We start from the raw sequence: 14,555 nt of genomic DNA, 5'->3' as shown, positions 1-14,555 counted from the left end.
CGGGGGGTGTCGCGAAGCCGACCGCGAAAGCGGTCAGCGCGGCGCAGGCGCCGATCACGGGGCGTCGCATCGAAGGAAACAAGGCTGGTGCCTCCTTGCCAGGGTGGATGACTCCCGAGCGGCGCTGCCGGCCCTCGGGGATCCGCTTCTCCGGACGATTCGATCCGCACACGAGATCGGCCGTGCATCAGCGGGGCTCATGGGAGATACGAGTGCATCTCGGCTGAATATGGTGAGAAGGGTGTCCGCCGTACCCGTCTCCGTCAATGTCCTTACGGGCAAGGTCTGGAGGGCCGGTCGGCGGACGTGACGGCAAGGGGCACACAGGGCGGTGCCGGTCGCCGGGGCGGGTGCGGAGAGTGGACGGTCCGCTCTCCCGCGGGGCCTGTGAGAGAGCGGACCTGGGTGGTGCCGTGGGCGTGCGGGGCCACGGCACCGCTCTTGGGGGGAGGGGAGGATCAGTCGTTCATCAGCTGGGTGGCCTGCTCGCGAGCCGTCTCCATGGCCTTCTTGGCCGGGGACTGCCCGACGAGCACCGCCTGGACCTGCTGGGCGACGGCGCTGATGATCTGGGCGCTCTTCGCGTACGGCCAGAACGGTCCCGGGGTCGCCGTGGCCGTGATGCGACGCGTCCACTCGGTGGTGAAGGTGTCCGCGGTGATCTCGCGGGCGGCGAGGCCCTTGCTGGTGGCCGGAGGCAGACCGACGGCCTTGAAGTACTCGGTCGTCGTGGCCAGGTCGGAGGTGGTCTTCAGCGCGAACTGGCTGGCGGCGTCCTGCCCGTCGCCCTTGACCACCACCATCACGTGGCCCCACAGTTGAGCTCTGGGCGAGTCACCGGCCTTCAGCACGGGCCGGGAGAACGGCACCATCGCCGGACCGAGCTTCTTCGGGTCCTTCGCGTTGGCGAGAGTGGGGGCCTTGCCGACGACGGCGTCGTCGTAGAAGCCGACCGTGCCGCGGCCGAAGAGGGCTCGGGCGCCGTTGCGGTCCACGTCCTTGGCGATGAGCTTCTCGTCGTACAGCTTCTTGTACCAGGTGACCGCGTCGATCGAGGCGTCGTCACCGAGGACGACCTTGCCGTCCTTGAGGATCGGGCATCCGAAGGTCTGCATCCACGGGAAGATGTCGCCGAGCTGCGCGATGGCGGTGGAGGCGGCGTACGGGGTGACGCCGTTCAGCTCCTTGAGGGCGCGCAGCGCGTCCTCGAACTGGGCGATCGTCGTGGGCGCCGTCTTGATGCCGGCCTGGTTCAGGAGGTCCTGGTTGCCGATGAGTCCGATCGCGCCCGTCGTCCACGGAAGGCCGAACTGCGTCCCTTCGTACTGACCGCTGGAGAGGCCGGCGGGCGTGTAGCCGCCCGACATGGCCAGTTCGCCGAGGTCGGCGAGGACGCCGGTCTGGGCGATGGCGGCGAGCCAGGCGATGTCCAGCTGGACGGCGCCGGAGACCTGCTGGCCGTTGAGCTTGAGGGTCAGCTCCTGGAGGTACTGGTTGTACGGCATCGTGGTGGTGCTGATCTTCGAGCCGTTGCTGGTCTCCCAGGCCTTGAGGAAGCCCTCGATGGTCGGCTTGTAGGCCGGCTCGCTGAGCGACCAGGAGGTGAAGCCGAAGTCCTTCGCGGCGGTGTTGCCGCCGCCACCGGTGCCGCCACCGGTGGCACAGGCGGACAGGACACTGGATCCGGCGATGCCGACGGCGCCGATACCGGCGGCGCGGAGCAGGCTGCGGCGGGAGAGCTGGGACGGGGACATGGCGGCCTCCAAGGCGGGTGGGCGGTGTTGCGTGGGTGGGGCGGTGGGGACAGTGGGGTGCGGGGGAGGGCTCGTGGACTACTTCACGGAACCGGCGGTGAGACCGCCGACCAGGAAGCGCTGGAGGAACATGAAGGCGACGACGACCGGGAGGGAGACCACCAGGGACGCGGCCATCAGCGTGGGCCAGGAGGTCGAGGTCTCACCGATGTAGGTGTGCACCAGACCGGGCGGCAGGGTCATCGTGTCGTTGTTCGACAGGCTGAGGGCGAAGACGAAGTCGTTCCAGCCGCGCACGAAGGCGAACAGTCCCGCGGCGGCCATTCCCGGAGCCGCGAGCGGTGCGATGACGGAGTGCAGCGTGCGCCAGCGCGAGGCGCCGTCGATGGCGGCGGCCTCCAGCAGCGCGTCGGGGATGGTGTCGAAGATGCCCTTCAGCATCCACACGCACAAGGGGAGCGTGAACGTGCTGAACGACAGCACCAGCGCGGTGTAGCTGCCCAGCATCCCGAACTGCCGGAAGAGGGCGTAGAGCGTGATCAGCAGCAGCGACTGGGGGAACATCTGCGACGCGAGCACGAAGTTCATCAGCGACTTGCGGCCGCGGTAGCGGAACTTGGAGAACGAGTACCCCATGTACGTCGAGATGACCACGCTGAGGAACGCGGTGGTCAGCGAGACGATGACGCTGTTCTTCAGGTAGTGGAACAGCGGTCCGTTGTCCAGCACCGCCCGGAAGTTCTCGAAGGTAATGGCACCCGGCACGAAGTCCGGCGGGAACTGGAACACCCGGTCCGCCGGACTGAGCGCCGTGACCAGCATCCAGTACAGGGGGAGCAGGGCGAACAGACCGATGACGAGCAGCGCGGTCCAGGCCAGGAGCCGGGAGCGTACGAGGTCCGGGCGGATCCGGCGACGCGAGCGGGGGGCGCGGTGCTGCGAAGGACGGGACTGTTCTTCGGTCCGGGCCGTCTCAAGGGTGGTCGCGGTGGTCATGAGCGGTCCTCACGGTGAGACAGGAACAGGTAGCCACCCACCAGCACGAGCAGGAGGAGCATCCACAGGCCACCGAGCGCGCTGGCCCGGCCGAGGTCGAAGCCCTGGAAGGCGTCCTGGAAGACGGCGACGGCGAAGGTCTGCGTGGAGTTGGCGGGGCCGCCGCCGGTGAGCACGTAGATGGTGTCGAAGTGCTGGAAGTTCCAGATGAATTCGAGCAGAAGGGCGAGCAGGGCGATGTTGCGCACGCCCGGCCAGGTGATGGACCGGAAGCGCCGGAGCATCCCCGCGCCGTCGACGGCGGCCGCCTCGTAGAGCTCGCCGGGCACCGTCTGCAGGCCGGCCAGCATCATGACCATCATCCAGGGGAAGCTCGCCCAGGTCTTCGTCACGATCACCGCGAGCATCGCCGTGCCCGGCTCTCCGAGCCAGGACACCGCCTCGTCCATGAGGCCCAGCTTGATGAGCACTCCATTGAGCAGTCCGTAGTTGGCGTTGAAGATCCACATCCACAGGAATGAGGTGACGACGCCCGGGATCACCCAGGGGAAGAGGAAGAGACCTCGCATGAACCCGCTGCCCTTGAGACCCGCGTTGAGGGCGAGTGCGAGGGCGAAGCCGATTCCGAAGGCGGCGACGGTGGTTCCGCCGGCGAAGACGAGGGTGTGTTCGAGCGTGGGCCAGAAGTTCCGCTCCAGCACGTCGGCGAAGTTCGACAGGCCGACGAACTCTCTGCCGGGAAACCGGAGGTCCTGACGGAAGAAGCCGGTGGTCAGGGAGGCGAGCAGCGGATACAGGATGATCGCTGCGAACAGCGCGAGCCCCGGCAGCACGAGCAGCACGGCGAACGTGCTGTCGGGCAGTCGTGGGCCGTTCCGCTTGGTCTGCCCCGTACGCAGGATGGTCAATGCGGCTTCCTCTCGGGAGGGGGCGGCAGGGTGGCGGCCGCTCGAGTCGAGTGCGGCGGTCCGCCCACAGCGCTTCGCTCGTGGGCGGGGCTGCTTCCCGGGTTACGCCGATGAAACCTCTGTGAGTCCGGCGTGCAATATGCGGGATAATCAATCACATACTGAGGGCTGTCAACCATGCTGCTAAATCCGCTGTTCAGCGGCGGCTGGCGGATACTTGCCCGATCGGGCACCGGATCTGCGCGATCGGACCTTGTCAGGGCCGGTATGAGGTCCACGGTGACCGACGATGCGTCACATCTGTTGCGCACGGCGATGAACAAGTCACGCGCATGGCAATCTCATCCTCTGCATCTTCTTTTCATTTTGCGGTAACGAGGTGCACACTTACCCGGCGGCGGCGCAGCACGTCGTCGCACATTGCAAGGGAGTCGGTGAGGATGCGACACGAAGAGTTCCACCACGACATCGCGGTCATCGGCGGCGGCCTCGCCGGAGTCTGCGCCGCCATCGCCGCCGCCCGGCTCGGACAGCGCGTCGCACTCGTGCACAACCGCCCCGTACTGGGTGGCAACAGCAGCAGCGAGGTGCGTGTCTGGGTCTGCGGCGCCACCGCCCACGGCGTACAGCGCTACGCCCGGGAGTCGGGCATCATGGGCGAGCTCTACACGGAGAACCAGTACCGCAACCCCGAGGGCAACCCCTACTACTGGGACCAGGTGGTGCAGGACGCCGTCCACGCCGAGCCGCTGATCGACCTCTTCCTCAACACCGACGTACGCGAGGTCGAGGCGGACGGGCCCGAGGACGACCGCACCATCCGCTCCGCCACCGGCTGGACGATGGGATCGGAACGCCTGATCACCTTCCGGGCGCGGGTCTTCCTCGACTGCACCGGCGACGGCCTCCTGGGAGAACTGGCCGGCGCCCGCAGCCGTATCGGCCGGGAATCAGCCGCCGACTTCGGCGAGCCCTGGGCCCCCGAGGAGTCCGACGGAGCACTGCTCGGCTCGACGATCCTCTTCTACACCAAGGACATCGGCCGCCCCGTCCCCTTCATCCCGCCCGCATACGCCAAGGACATCTCGAAGACCCCCATCCTGCGCAACCGCGTCCTGCGCAGCGGCGACAACGGCTGCGACTACTGGTGGATCGAGTGGGGCGGTGCGATGGACACCGTCCACGACAACGAGGCCATCCGGGACGAGCTGCACGCCGTCATCATGGGCATCTGGGACCACATCAAGAACTCCGGCGAGTTCGACGCCGACAACCTCACCCTGGAATGGGTCGGCAGCGTCCCCGGCAAGCGTGAGTACCGCCGCTTCATCGGCGACCACATCCTCACCCAGCAGGACATCCTCTCCCAGCGCCGCTTCGAGGACCGGATCGCCTTCGGCGGCTGGTCGGTCGACCTCCACCCCGTGGAGGGCATGTACGCCGAGGGCCCGGGCGCCGTGCAGCGCTACACCGACGGTGTCTTCCACATCCCCCTGCGCAGCCTTTACTCAGTGAATGTGAGCAATCTGCTCTTCGCCGGCCGGAACATCTCCGCCACCCACATCGCCTTCGGCGCCACCCGCGTCATGGCCACCTGCGCCACCCTCGGCGAAGCCGCCGGAACCGCGGCCGCGCTCTGCGCGCAGCGCGGCACGACCCCGCGGGCCCTGGCCACCGACGATCCCGGGCTCGTCGGCCAGGTGCTGCTCCGGCAGGACGGTTCCGTCATGGGAATCGCCAACGAGGACCCCGCCGACCTCGCCCGCACGGCCAGGGTCTGCGCCTCCTCACACCTCACCGGCCTCGCGGCCGAGCCCGGCCCGGACACCCCCGCCGAGCCCTGTCCCCTCACCCGCGACTACGGCGTTCTGCTGCCCGTCGACCCCGCACTGGCCGGAGTGGAGCTGCTCGTCTCCGCCGACCAGGACACCGAACTCACCGTCGAGCTGTGGAGCACCCGTCTCGCCGAGAACGCCGTCCCGCTCGACGCGCTCGGCACCGTCCAGGTGCCCGTCACCGCCGGCGGACCGGCCTGGGTGACCGCCGCCCTCTCCCACTCCCCGGACGTTCCGGAGAACGCGGTCGTGCTCGTCCGCGCCAACCCCCACGCCTCGCTCCACCTGGTACCGAAGCGCACCGAGGGCGTACTCGCGCTGCGCCGCCGTGTCGCCGGGGACCCCGGTGTCGACCACGACATCCCCGAAGGGGAGGGCCAGCCGGTACTGGAGTGGTCGGCGCGCGAACTGCGCGGCAGGTCCCTGTGCTTCCGGGCCATGGGGGAGACGGAAGCCTACGCCCCCGCCAAGGTCGCGGGAGGCTACCAACGCCCCTTCGGCGGCCCGCAGATGTGGGTGTCCGGTGACGCCGCCGCCGGCTCGCACCTCACACTGGAATGGGACGCCCCCACCGAAGTGCGCACCGTCCACCTGGTGATGGACGACGACGTGGACACCTACCTCATCAACCTGCACCGGCACCGCACGCCCGAGCCGGTCGCCCCGCAGCTCCTGCGCGACTACCGCATCGAGACCCGGGACGCCTCGGGCGACTGGCACACGGCGATCACCGTACGGGACAACCGCCGCCGCCACCGCGTACATGTACTGGACGACACCGCGTCGGTGCACACCGACGCGCTCCGCATCACGGTGGACGCCACCCACGGAGCGCCCCGCGCCCACCTGTTCACGGTACGGGCCTACGAGCACTGACAGCGATGACGGCAGTGGCTCCTGCCCGGAGGCGCGACTCCCGGCCCGACCGGCGCCTCGGCTTTCCTCCGGCAGAGCTCGTCGACATTTCGGGCGCGGCCACCACGCGTGTGGTCGGCCGGGCTCCTGTGACTTCACGGGAGTCCGGCCTTGACCGGCTCTTGGACACTCGGGACACCTGGATCTTCAGTCCAGGAGAACGGATGTGCCCTGGTCATGAAGCACCATCCGACGGAGTCAGGGCGGACGCGGTCGCGCTGTACGAGTACTGACGCCGCAGGGCTCCCGCGCGGATACGGGGCCGTGCACCGGGAACCGGATGGTATCTACGGCGTCCTGAGGGCCGCCGCCGAGTCCGCGGGGACGGCGAGCGGGTCGACCACGAACGGATCGCGCTTGTGATGCGGGGCATCGGGCTCGCCGAGCTGCGGCGGGGTAGCAGGCACCGCGCCGCAATCACGGACCGCGGCAGCCTCTCCGGGGCGGTCATGCACACCGACGACGGCGCCAAGCCGTACACCAGCCGGGCGTTGGCCGAGGCCCGCCACACAGTCGGCTTCCGCCAGTCCATGAGCGCGATCGGCGCCAGCCGGACAACGCGATCGCCGAGTTCTTTGACGCGATGTTCAATCGCGAAGCACCAGAGGACCGAGGGAGCCAGCACAGCGAGCGCAATGCCTGCCTAAGGGTTCACAGAGAATCAACATGCTGAGTTGATCTTCTTGGGGCTGTCGGTCGCGAGGAACGCGGTGACGTCGGCGGGTGCGCGGAACCTGGCACTGATCACCGACGGACACGGCACCCCGCTCGCCGTCATCCTCACCGGCGGCAACCGCAACGACGTCACCCAGCTCATGCCCCTGCTCGACGCCGTCCCACCAGTCTGAAGCAGGCCCGGGCGGCCTCGCCGCAAGCCTCAGTCTGTCTTCGCCGACCGCGGCTACGACCACGACATCTACCGCGACCAGGTCCGGGCCCTTCGGATCCTCCCCGTCATCGCCCGCCGCGGCACAGCCCACGGCAGCGGCCTGGGCGCGTACCGTTGGGTGGTCGAGCGCACCTTCGCCTGGCTCCACGGCTTCAACGACTCCGTGCCCGCTGGGAACGCCGAGCCGGCATCCACGAAGCCTTCCTCAAGCTCGCGTGCTGCCTGATCACCCACCGCCAGGTGCTGTCCTTGGCCGGCCCGGCAAACTGATCGCATGAACCGCGACGCCCTGCAATCCGCACTGTCTCACGATGGCTGCACCTCTGCACGCGCAGCTCTGGCCGAGCTGAAGGCAGGCGCGGACTTCGAGGTCTTCCTGAACCAAACGGCTTCTGCGCAACAGCTCTGGGACATCTGGTCCTGGCGGCACGAAGTCACGCGCACGGGCGTCCCACCTCGGCCCGGACTTCCCGAAGCCATCACCGGACTCCAAGCCGCAGGAACCGCTCGGGTCTACATGGCGACCGTCACGGGGCCGCAGAGACGTTTCACGATCTTCCTGTCGGAAGACCTCACCCAGTGCGTCGCCTGCTGGTGACCACCCCATTGTGTCAGGACCTCTTACGAGCTGGTGCGTGATAGCTGCTGAGACGTCGTTGTTGGTGGCTGGCATGATCCAGGTGTGACGATCATGGTCGGCCGGACGGTTCTCGCGCATCAGTTGTTCACGGGGATCTCTCGGCATCATCTCGCCTGCCTGGCTCAGGAGTTGGCTGGGCCGTGGCAGGCAGGTGTCGAGGGGCGCCGTCATGAAGCACGCGGCGGGGCCAGGAGACGGGCTGCGGGGGCCGGTGCCCGGCATCAACTGGTCTTCGTGGACCGCCTGGTCGCCACGCTGATTCATCTGCGGCACGATCTGCCCCACTCTGTTCTCGCCCTGCTGTTCGGTGTCGACCGCTCCACCGTCACCCGGGCCGTCGGGGAGATACGCGGGCTCCTGGCCGAGAGGGATGCGCGGTCCCCGACCGCCCTGGTATGCGGCTGCGGACCCTGGCCGATGTGTTCGCCTATGCCCAGGCCGAGGGCATCGAGCTGCGTCTGGACGCCACCGAGATCCAGGTCCGCAGGCCCGTGGCAGGCCGCGGCGGACGACGCGCGTTCGTCTCGGACAAGAAGAAGCAGAACACAATGAAGGCCACCGTCGTCGCCGACTCTCAGGGCCGCACGCTCTGGACCGATGCCCTGCGACCTGGCCGGATGCACGATGCGACCGCCGCACGCAATGACGGTATCGGCGTCTGCTTCCAGCACTTCCCTGACGTGGAGGTTCTCCTGGACGACGGATACCTCGGCCTCCGCCGCGACCACCCCGCTCAGGCGATCACACCACCCAGGAAGCCGAACAAGATCGCCCTCCCACACGTGCACGCAGCCAGAGAGGAAGCCCGGCACCGCCGCTCATCGAAGCTCATCACCGTCGAGCACGCGCTTGCCGACCACAAACGCTGGAAGCAGCCGACCCGCTGGACCCCCCGGCGCGAAGCTCTGCCCGCCACCTACCGGGCCATCGCCGGCATCGTCTCCGACCGCACCGCCAACGGCTGACCACGACCCCGATCAGGCAAACACGACTCCATCGCTATCACGCACCAGCTCGTAAGCCCTGAGAACCGCCCCATCGTGGCACTTCTCAACGACTCCGCCCTACTGGTCGGCAGTACATCTACCCCTATCCGATGCGGAAAGCTGTATCGCCCGGGCTGAACCCCTGGCGGACTTCCACAAAACTCGATGCAGCACCAAACAGCGTGACCAAATCACCAAAGCCGATCTCGCCCTGAAGTGGCAACTCTGACGAACCTCGATCTTCCATTCGAGCCATCAACTGGGGCCGGAATCATCCAGACTCTCAATGAATTCGCGCCAGATATCTCCCGGGAAATCTGCAATCGCCTTCTGTGACAGATTATGTACAATTCCCTTCTTAATGGCTTCCTGGATGTGAAGGTTGTAACTAGTAGGGTCTTTCATCATCGACTTCAGTCTCCCATTCGCTCTCGACCCGATCGAGAACCTCTTTCCAGCGGCGTCGTTTTCGAGAATGCTACTTCGCGCCTCTAGCGCGTACTTGCTGACCAGCTTCGCGAGATCCCGTGCGTCAATCTTCCCATCCTTGCAATTGTCGAGAATGTCGGACAGGATGTCTGCTATCCTTGCCGCATCACCTTCTTGGCTTTTCGCAAACTCTATAAAGCGATTCATTAGTTCATCCTCGGGTTTGTTCATTCTCCAAAGAGTCCTGAGCGTCAACTCACCATTCCTGTACCCGAATTGAATGTCATCTTCCGATACCTCGCTAAATAGCCTCTTGAGGTCAGCTTCACTCCCTCCCTCAGTCATCCTCTGAATGATAAGAGTTCCGGAATGAAAGACATTGGAGCGCCTTTTTCGTTTGACGAAGTGTGAATACTTGGGGGGGGGAATAGATCCTCGTCGTGCTCCCCGATCACCAAATATTCCTTCTCTTTAAATATGAACACACTGAAGGGGGAAGATCTCTCTACAGCGAGACCCTTCAGTGCGCGACAGTTGTTAAGCGTGAGGTTCTCTATGAAGTTCCTTTGCGTTTCCACTGACCGATCTTGCCGGATCCGCCTACGGGATACCAGGTGAGGCTTCTTTTGCATGATATCGAACAATTTATCCCGATAGTCTACTCTCCGTGTAGGCCCGGCCGCAGGATTATTGAAAACCTTTGTCCTGGATTCATCATCAGCTGGCGCTGCCGGTTCGGCGCTGGTGTTCAAGACCAGAGTTGCATAACCGTCTTCGGCGTCTGCTACTGGCTTAGCATTTTCCGCGAGAGGGCTAGTTTGGCTATCCATAACCGGGTTGTCTATTTGGAAATGGAGCCGGTGACGCTTGGTAAAATTCTGCTGGAACAGCGCTTTCATCTCATCACGTTGCACCCCTCCGGAGGGTAGAACTACGATCAGATCTCCTCCATTTCCTTTGCGATTCAGTCTCGCAATGCTTCCCGCTTCGATGGTAGAAAAACCCAAAGTGTGTAGATTCTTCGCGAGGCCGACATAAATCCGACGGGCGCCTCGATGGTCAACAAAGACACGGAAGTCAGCGGACATGTTACGGACTGTTTGCAGCCTTCCCTCCTGAATCGGGAGAAGGTCCAGCACCATCCTATCGTTCCATGAAATAAGATTTCCGAGAAAATCCTCTCGCATTTTCTCGAGGTGGTTAGCTGCCTGCTCCTGCGCATCTCTCTGTATTCCCACCTTCGCCTCGGGTTTCGGCGGAATTTGAACCTTATGTTCGACATGCGCTGCGGGGGTTCTTGGCCGATTCGTCGACCTTCCTCCCCCAGGCCTCTCTTTTCGAGTTCTATGCCGGTCGAGTTTCTTACGCTCCCTTTCCTCTCCCGCCTGTCGGCCGACGCGATTTTGGGTGCTGCGACGCTCGGTGGAATTCAAATTCTCGAAGGCCCGCTCGATCAACCGTCCGTACAAATATCGACAATAGATATCGGCGTCTTTCAGTACATTGTTCCGGCAAGAAAGATGCTCGCCTTCGTCGTACGATGAATCGAATACTGCGGCGAGAGATCCCAGGGCTTCGATTACCCATTGCCTAGTCCTTGGATCCCTGCAGAGAAAGGTGACCATGTTCACCTCCTCACCCCACGCACGCTTATCTAGGGGATCAAGCCAGTAGGGAATCTCTTTCTCGCGAATAGAGATCGTCAATTCCTCCTCCAGTTTGAAGCCGAGTTCCTCCGCGGTCTGCTGTGCTACGTTCCTCTGCACAGTCTCCACCATTGCCGCTACGATTCCCGTAGAAAGGTCGTGATGCAGCCAGTTCAGATAATTCTGCCAAGCTTCTTTGAATTCTTCAACATTGTTCATGAGGTACTCCGAGTGAGGGCGAGTTTCTCACCTGTTATAGCCATGCGGCAGTGAAATTTCTTGCCCTGTTGGATGCCACTTCGTGCAGACTTCCACGACGGAACCTCTTCATCCTGGGCTCGGCACGATCCAGCGAGTGCTGCTGACCTGCGGCGATGCTCTTGATCTTCGCTCTCGGAGCCCGAGGATGAAAGACGTTCGATAAGGATCTTCAGTAAGGATCTTCAGAGTGGTCACCGATCGGGTGACGGCCTGATCCACGGAGGCCGAGCGCGACCGCAGATCAGAGACGGATCAACTCCACAGAGCCGTTCACCCTCTGGAGTGGCCGCTGAAGAGGCTCATTGAGTCTCTTTCATCCTGAATTGTGGCAGGTCAGGAGTGTGTGGATGGCTTGGACGGTGGTGCCGTTGCGGTGGGTGGAGTATCTGGCTCGGCGGAGTAGTCGCCAGGACTTCAGCTGTGCGAAGGCGCGTTCTCCGGGGAGCTTTCAGTTGTGTGTGGTCCAGAGCGGTGTGCCGTCCGGGCGGGCGATGACCTGCACGTTCATGCTGTGCTTGCGGTGTTTCGTCGAGTAGTACGGCTCGTCCGGGCCGATCCGGTCGATCGGGATGAGAGTGCCGTCAACGATGACGTGGTTCCCTTCACCGAGCCCGGTGAGGGCTTGCTGAAGACCGGGTGCCCAGCCGGCCAGCACGTCCAGGGTCTCGTCGGCGTAGCGCCAGGCGGTGGCCTGGGATATCCCGAAACCGGCCCCGAGCCGCGAGAACGTCTCGCCCTTTCGCAGGTGCACCAGCGTGAGAAGCGCCCGCTTGAAACAGCCGAGTTGACGTCATGCGGTTGGGGCTGCATCGGGACCTGCGGAAGATCCGCCAGGACTTCAGGCGGGCGACTCCACGTTCGACGGGTGCTCGTGTGGCGGCCAGGGCACGGTTGCGAGTCTTCTCGGTGGGAGTCAGTTTCTTCAGGGGCCTGCGCTTGATGCCCGTGGTCAGCCACGGACCGGCGCCCTGGTAGGCGATATCGGCCACGATGGGAACGCCCCGCCACCCGCATCACCGCCCTCGTGCAGGCCGTCCCCGAAACATGCCTCGTCGACAGCGCCCGTATCCGTATCCAAGTGACCTGTCCGATGCCCGCTGGGAACTGGTGGAACCGACTCTGACAGCCTGGCGCACTCTCTGAAAACCGCGTCTGTGCTCGACCAGTATGCCGAGGGCGGACCGGCCGGTGCCGATGATCAGGTGGCGCCTTCTCAGTGACCCGGGACAGCACGGTCCTCGGCTTCGGCCGGCAGCGTCCTCCCTTGCGGACGCGAGCCGGGGCTTCGATGGTGGGAAGGAAGCCACGACCCGATGTGCCGCTTGCGGCCGTTCATGACTACCACGCTGAACAACCCCCGGCCGTTCCTCGACGAGCCAGCCCCGCGCGGCCAGTTCGATCAAAATCCCGGGGCCTCGCTCGTTGCGCTTCGCAGACCGTCACATGAACGGTGGCGATATCGCAGAAGCTCAGTGCGCGCCCAGCGCCTGGCTGATCGCGTCCGCCGCCTCGATCACCTGGCCGGCCAGCTCGGCCTCCCGGGTGCCGGGCTTGTCGGCCGTGGACAGAGTGCCGAGCAGCGAGGCGGGCCCCCACAGCGAGATGGCGGCCACCACGGTGCCCCGCGAGTCCAGGACGGGAGCGGCCAGCGACGACCTGCCCAGCGCGCGCTCCTGCACCTCGGTGGCGTAGCCGGTGCGGCGCACCGCATCGCACGCCTCGTCCAGGGCTTCGTGCGAGGCCACGGTGTAGTCCGTGAGAGCGTCCAGCTCCGGTCCCAGCAGCGAGCGGCGCTCCTTCACCGTCATCCGCGAGACCAGGCACTTGCCGATCGCCGTCGCGTGCAGGGGGGCGGTGCTCCCGGCCTGCGTGTACGCCTTGGGTGTGCGGGCGCCCTCGAAGTTGGAGAGGAAGACCAGGTCGGCTCCGCGCAGTATGCCCACGTTGGCGCCGAGTTCGGTGCGGGCCGCCAGGCCCTGGAGCACCATGCGCGAGGCACGGTGGACGGGATGGCTGTTCAGCGCCATGGTCGCCAGCGGCAGTGTGCCCAGGCCCAGCCTGTAGAGCCCGCTGACCGGGTTGCGCTCGACCAGGTCCAGTTGTTCCAGGGTGGCCAGCAGCCGTGAGGTGGTGGACGGGCCCAGTTCGGCGTCGGCCGCGATGTCCGAGACCCGGCGCTCAGGGCTTCCCGCGCCGAGCGCCCGCAGCACGGAGACGGCCCGCTCGACACTCTGGTTGGTCCCCTGCTCGGCAGGCATGGCCGGGTCCTCCTCTGCTGCTGCGCGTACGTATACGCGAAGTTTGGTGCGCGTACGGTACCGCACGACCAGATCATGCAACCAGGTTGCACAATGCGGTTTCTTCAGCTCGATCCGCTCGGTGGACGCTCCGGTCCTCCACCGCCTCGTCCGGCGCGCAGGCGCACCCACGTACGGTCGTCGAAGCTGCTGGAGCCGGGGGCGACGCCCTTGGTGGAGGGGTGCGCGCCGATGCGCAGCGGGTCTGCGGCGAGGTCGGCGGCGAGTTCCCGCTCGGCGGTCTCGAGCGTCGGGGCCGGGCGGAGGTATCCGTCAGAAGCGAGGACGACCTCGTCCACGGTGTCGTCGAGGTCGAAGACCTCCACGTGGCGGCGGGGAACGGGACGTCCGTCGAGCAGGCCGAAGCCGAAGGGCGATGCGTCGTCACGGTTGGCCAGAGCGTTCTGGGCCGTGAGGATCTCGCTCACCATGTGCCTGCCGGGGTCCGTGGCGGCCAGCCGGGCGGGGTCCGCGCCCTGGGCGAGGAGGCAGTGCAGCAAGGCGGCGCGGGCTCCGGCCGCCGCGCGGTCGACGTCCTTGTCCGCGGGGTGGTACTCCCAGACTCCGTCGCGGCCAATGCCGACGTGCACGTCGCCGACACGAACGATCTGACGGCGGCCCGCCAGCAGGACGGCTGCCACGGCGCTGGGTCCCAGGAGGTCGTCGCTCTCGATACCCCATCGCCGGCGCAGCGCGGCCAGGCCGGCGGTGACCATGGCCAGGGCGTCGGATGGCGTGGCGGTGGCGGGGAGCATCGTCAACGTGGCGATCACCTGGTCGGCCGCACGGGACCCTCCGCTCATCCCGCCGTAGTCACGACCGGACTTGTCCGTGGCGCCGTCCACGACCGCGCAGCACGTCACGTCGGAGGGATCGCCGGCGATCAGGAGGCGGTCCTCGCCGGGGCCGGTCGGACCCTTCGGTGTCTCGGCCCGCTCCACGAGGGTCCAGGTCATCCGTGGATCTTCCATACGGCTCAGGGGAATTGCAAGGCCGTTC

At 65.7% G+C, this 14,555-nt stretch carries 10 protein-coding genes and 5 pseudogenes; 6 read left to right on the top strand and 9 right to left on the bottom strand.

Going from position 1 to position 14,555, the window contains the following annotated elements:
* Window positions 1–227: hypothetical protein (locus AB0E14_RS33525; protein WP_362427047.1), on the top strand; the 227-nt coding region annotated here is incomplete at its 5' end.
* A gap of 231 nt (window positions 228–458) precedes the next feature.
* On the opposite strand, the gene AB0E14_RS33520 is transcribed toward AB0E14_RS33525, so the two are convergent.
* The 3 genes from AB0E14_RS33520 to AB0E14_RS33510 all read right to left on the bottom strand — a co-directional run bounded on the left by AB0E14_RS33520 (window position 459) and on the right by AB0E14_RS33510 (window position 3,658).
* Window positions 459–1,754: an ABC transporter substrate-binding protein gene (locus AB0E14_RS33520; RefSeq protein ID WP_362427044.1), complete on the bottom strand. Its 1,296-nt coding sequence runs from the start codon at window positions 1,752–1,754 to the stop codon at window positions 459–461.
* 78 nt (window positions 1,755–1,832) lie between these two features.
* Entirely contained in the window at window positions 1,833–2,750 is a 918-nt protein-coding gene (locus tag AB0E14_RS33515) for a carbohydrate ABC transporter permease (protein ID WP_362427041.1), read from the bottom strand.
* Entirely contained in the window at window positions 2,747–3,658 is a 912-nt protein-coding gene (locus AB0E14_RS33510; protein WP_362427038.1) for a sugar ABC transporter permease, read from the bottom strand. Before AB0E14_RS33510 ends, AB0E14_RS33515 begins: the two co-directional genes overlap by 4 nt.
* Before the next feature lie 440 nt (window positions 3,659–4,098).
* Between AB0E14_RS33510 and AB0E14_RS33505 the strand changes: the two genes are divergently transcribed.
* The 4 genes and pseudogenes from AB0E14_RS33505 (at window position 4,099) to AB0E14_RS33490 (ending at window position 8,902) form a co-directional block, all read left to right on the top strand.
* Complete coding sequence (locus tag AB0E14_RS33505) at window positions 4,099–6,369, top strand: FAD-dependent oxidoreductase (RefSeq protein ID WP_362427035.1); 2,271 nt, start codon at window positions 4,099–4,101, stop codon at window positions 6,367–6,369.
* Between the two features lie 761 nt (window positions 6,370–7,130).
* A pseudogene (locus AB0E14_RS33500) lies at window positions 7,131–7,567 on the top strand (IS5 family transposase); the annotation flags it as partial.
* Window positions 7,568–7,571: 4 nt separating this feature from the next.
* Window positions 7,572–7,895, top strand: a complete 324-nt coding sequence (locus AB0E14_RS33495) for a hypothetical protein (RefSeq protein WP_362427033.1) — start codon at window positions 7,572–7,574, stop codon at window positions 7,893–7,895.
* 93 nt (window positions 7,896–7,988) lie between these two features.
* A pseudogene (locus AB0E14_RS33490) lies at window positions 7,989–8,902 on the top strand (transposase family protein).
* Between the two features lie 276 nt (window positions 8,903–9,178).
* Here AB0E14_RS33490 and AB0E14_RS33485 read toward each other — a convergent pair.
* The 4 genes and pseudogenes from AB0E14_RS33485 to AB0E14_RS33470 form a co-directional block, all read right to left on the bottom strand.
* A complete protein-coding gene (locus AB0E14_RS33485; RefSeq protein WP_362427030.1) occupies window positions 9,179–9,697 on the bottom strand; it encodes a hypothetical protein in 519 nt (172 codons plus the stop codon).
* Window positions 9,694–11,217 (bottom strand): hypothetical protein, encoded by a 1,524-nt coding sequence (locus AB0E14_RS33480; protein WP_362427028.1) that lies wholly within the window; start codon window positions 11,215–11,217, stop codon window positions 9,694–9,696. The genes AB0E14_RS33485 and AB0E14_RS33480 overlap by 4 nt, the downstream gene beginning before the upstream one ends.
* Before the next feature lie 355 nt (window positions 11,218–11,572).
* Window positions 11,573–12,049, bottom strand: a pseudogene (locus tag AB0E14_RS33475) (transposase family protein); the annotation flags it as partial.
* Window positions 12,045–12,276: pseudogene (locus tag AB0E14_RS33470) on the bottom strand (transposase family protein); the annotation flags it as partial. The pseudogenes AB0E14_RS33470 and AB0E14_RS33475, both read right to left, overlap by 5 nt.
* A 27-nt stretch (window positions 12,277–12,303) precedes the next feature.
* On the opposite strand from AB0E14_RS33470, the pseudogene AB0E14_RS33465 reads away from it, so the two are divergent.
* Window positions 12,304–12,393, top strand: a pseudogene (locus AB0E14_RS33465) (IS5/IS1182 family transposase); the annotation flags it as partial.
* Between the two features lie 335 nt (window positions 12,394–12,728).
* Here AB0E14_RS33465 and AB0E14_RS33460 read toward each other — a convergent pair.
* Entirely contained in the window at window positions 12,729–13,517 is a 789-nt protein-coding gene (locus AB0E14_RS33460) for an IclR family transcriptional regulator (protein WP_362427025.1), read from the bottom strand.
* A gap of 104 nt (window positions 13,518–13,621) precedes the next feature.
* On the bottom strand, window positions 13,622–14,512 hold the full coding sequence (locus AB0E14_RS33455; RefSeq protein WP_362427022.1) for a hypothetical protein: 891 nt from the start codon (window positions 14,510–14,512) through the stop codon (window positions 13,622–13,624).
* Between the last annotated feature and the right edge of the window lie 43 nt (window positions 14,513–14,555).

It is taken from the genome of Streptomyces sp. NPDC047981 (genome assembly GCF_040653315.1).
In the GTDB taxonomy this organism is placed as follows: domain Bacteria; phylum Actinomycetota; class Actinomycetes; order Streptomycetales; family Streptomycetaceae; genus Streptomyces.
Note: the sequence above shows the minus strand (reverse complement) of the source record. Positions and strands in the feature narration are given on the sequence as shown.

Coding starts and splice junctions, on each gene's coding strand:
- AB0E14_RS33460 (WP_362427025.1), bottom strand. CDS start 13,517: ATGCCTGCCGAGCAGGGGACCAACCAGAGTGTCGAGCGGGCCGTCTCC.
- AB0E14_RS33495 (WP_362427033.1), top strand. CDS start 7,572: ATGAACCGCGACGCCCTGCAATCCGCACTGTCTCACGATGGCTGCACC.
- AB0E14_RS33455 (WP_362427022.1), bottom strand. CDS start 14,512: ATGACCTGGACCCTCGTGGAGCGGGCCGAGACACCGAAGGGTCCGACC.
- AB0E14_RS33485 (WP_362427030.1), bottom strand. CDS start 9,697: ATGACTGAGGGAGGGAGTGAAGCTGACCTCAAGAGGCTATTTAGCGAG.
- AB0E14_RS33505 (WP_362427035.1), top strand. CDS start 4,099: ATGCGACACGAAGAGTTCCACCACGACATCGCGGTCATCGGCGGCGGC.
- AB0E14_RS33515 (WP_362427041.1), bottom strand. CDS start 2,750: ATGACCACCGCGACCACCCTTGAGACGGCCCGGACCGAAGAACAGTCC.
- AB0E14_RS33520 (WP_362427044.1), bottom strand. CDS start 1,754: ATGTCCCCGTCCCAGCTCTCCCGCCGCAGCCTGCTCCGCGCCGCCGGT.
- AB0E14_RS33480 (WP_362427028.1), bottom strand. CDS start 11,217: ATGAACAATGTTGAAGAATTCAAAGAAGCTTGGCAGAATTATCTGAAC.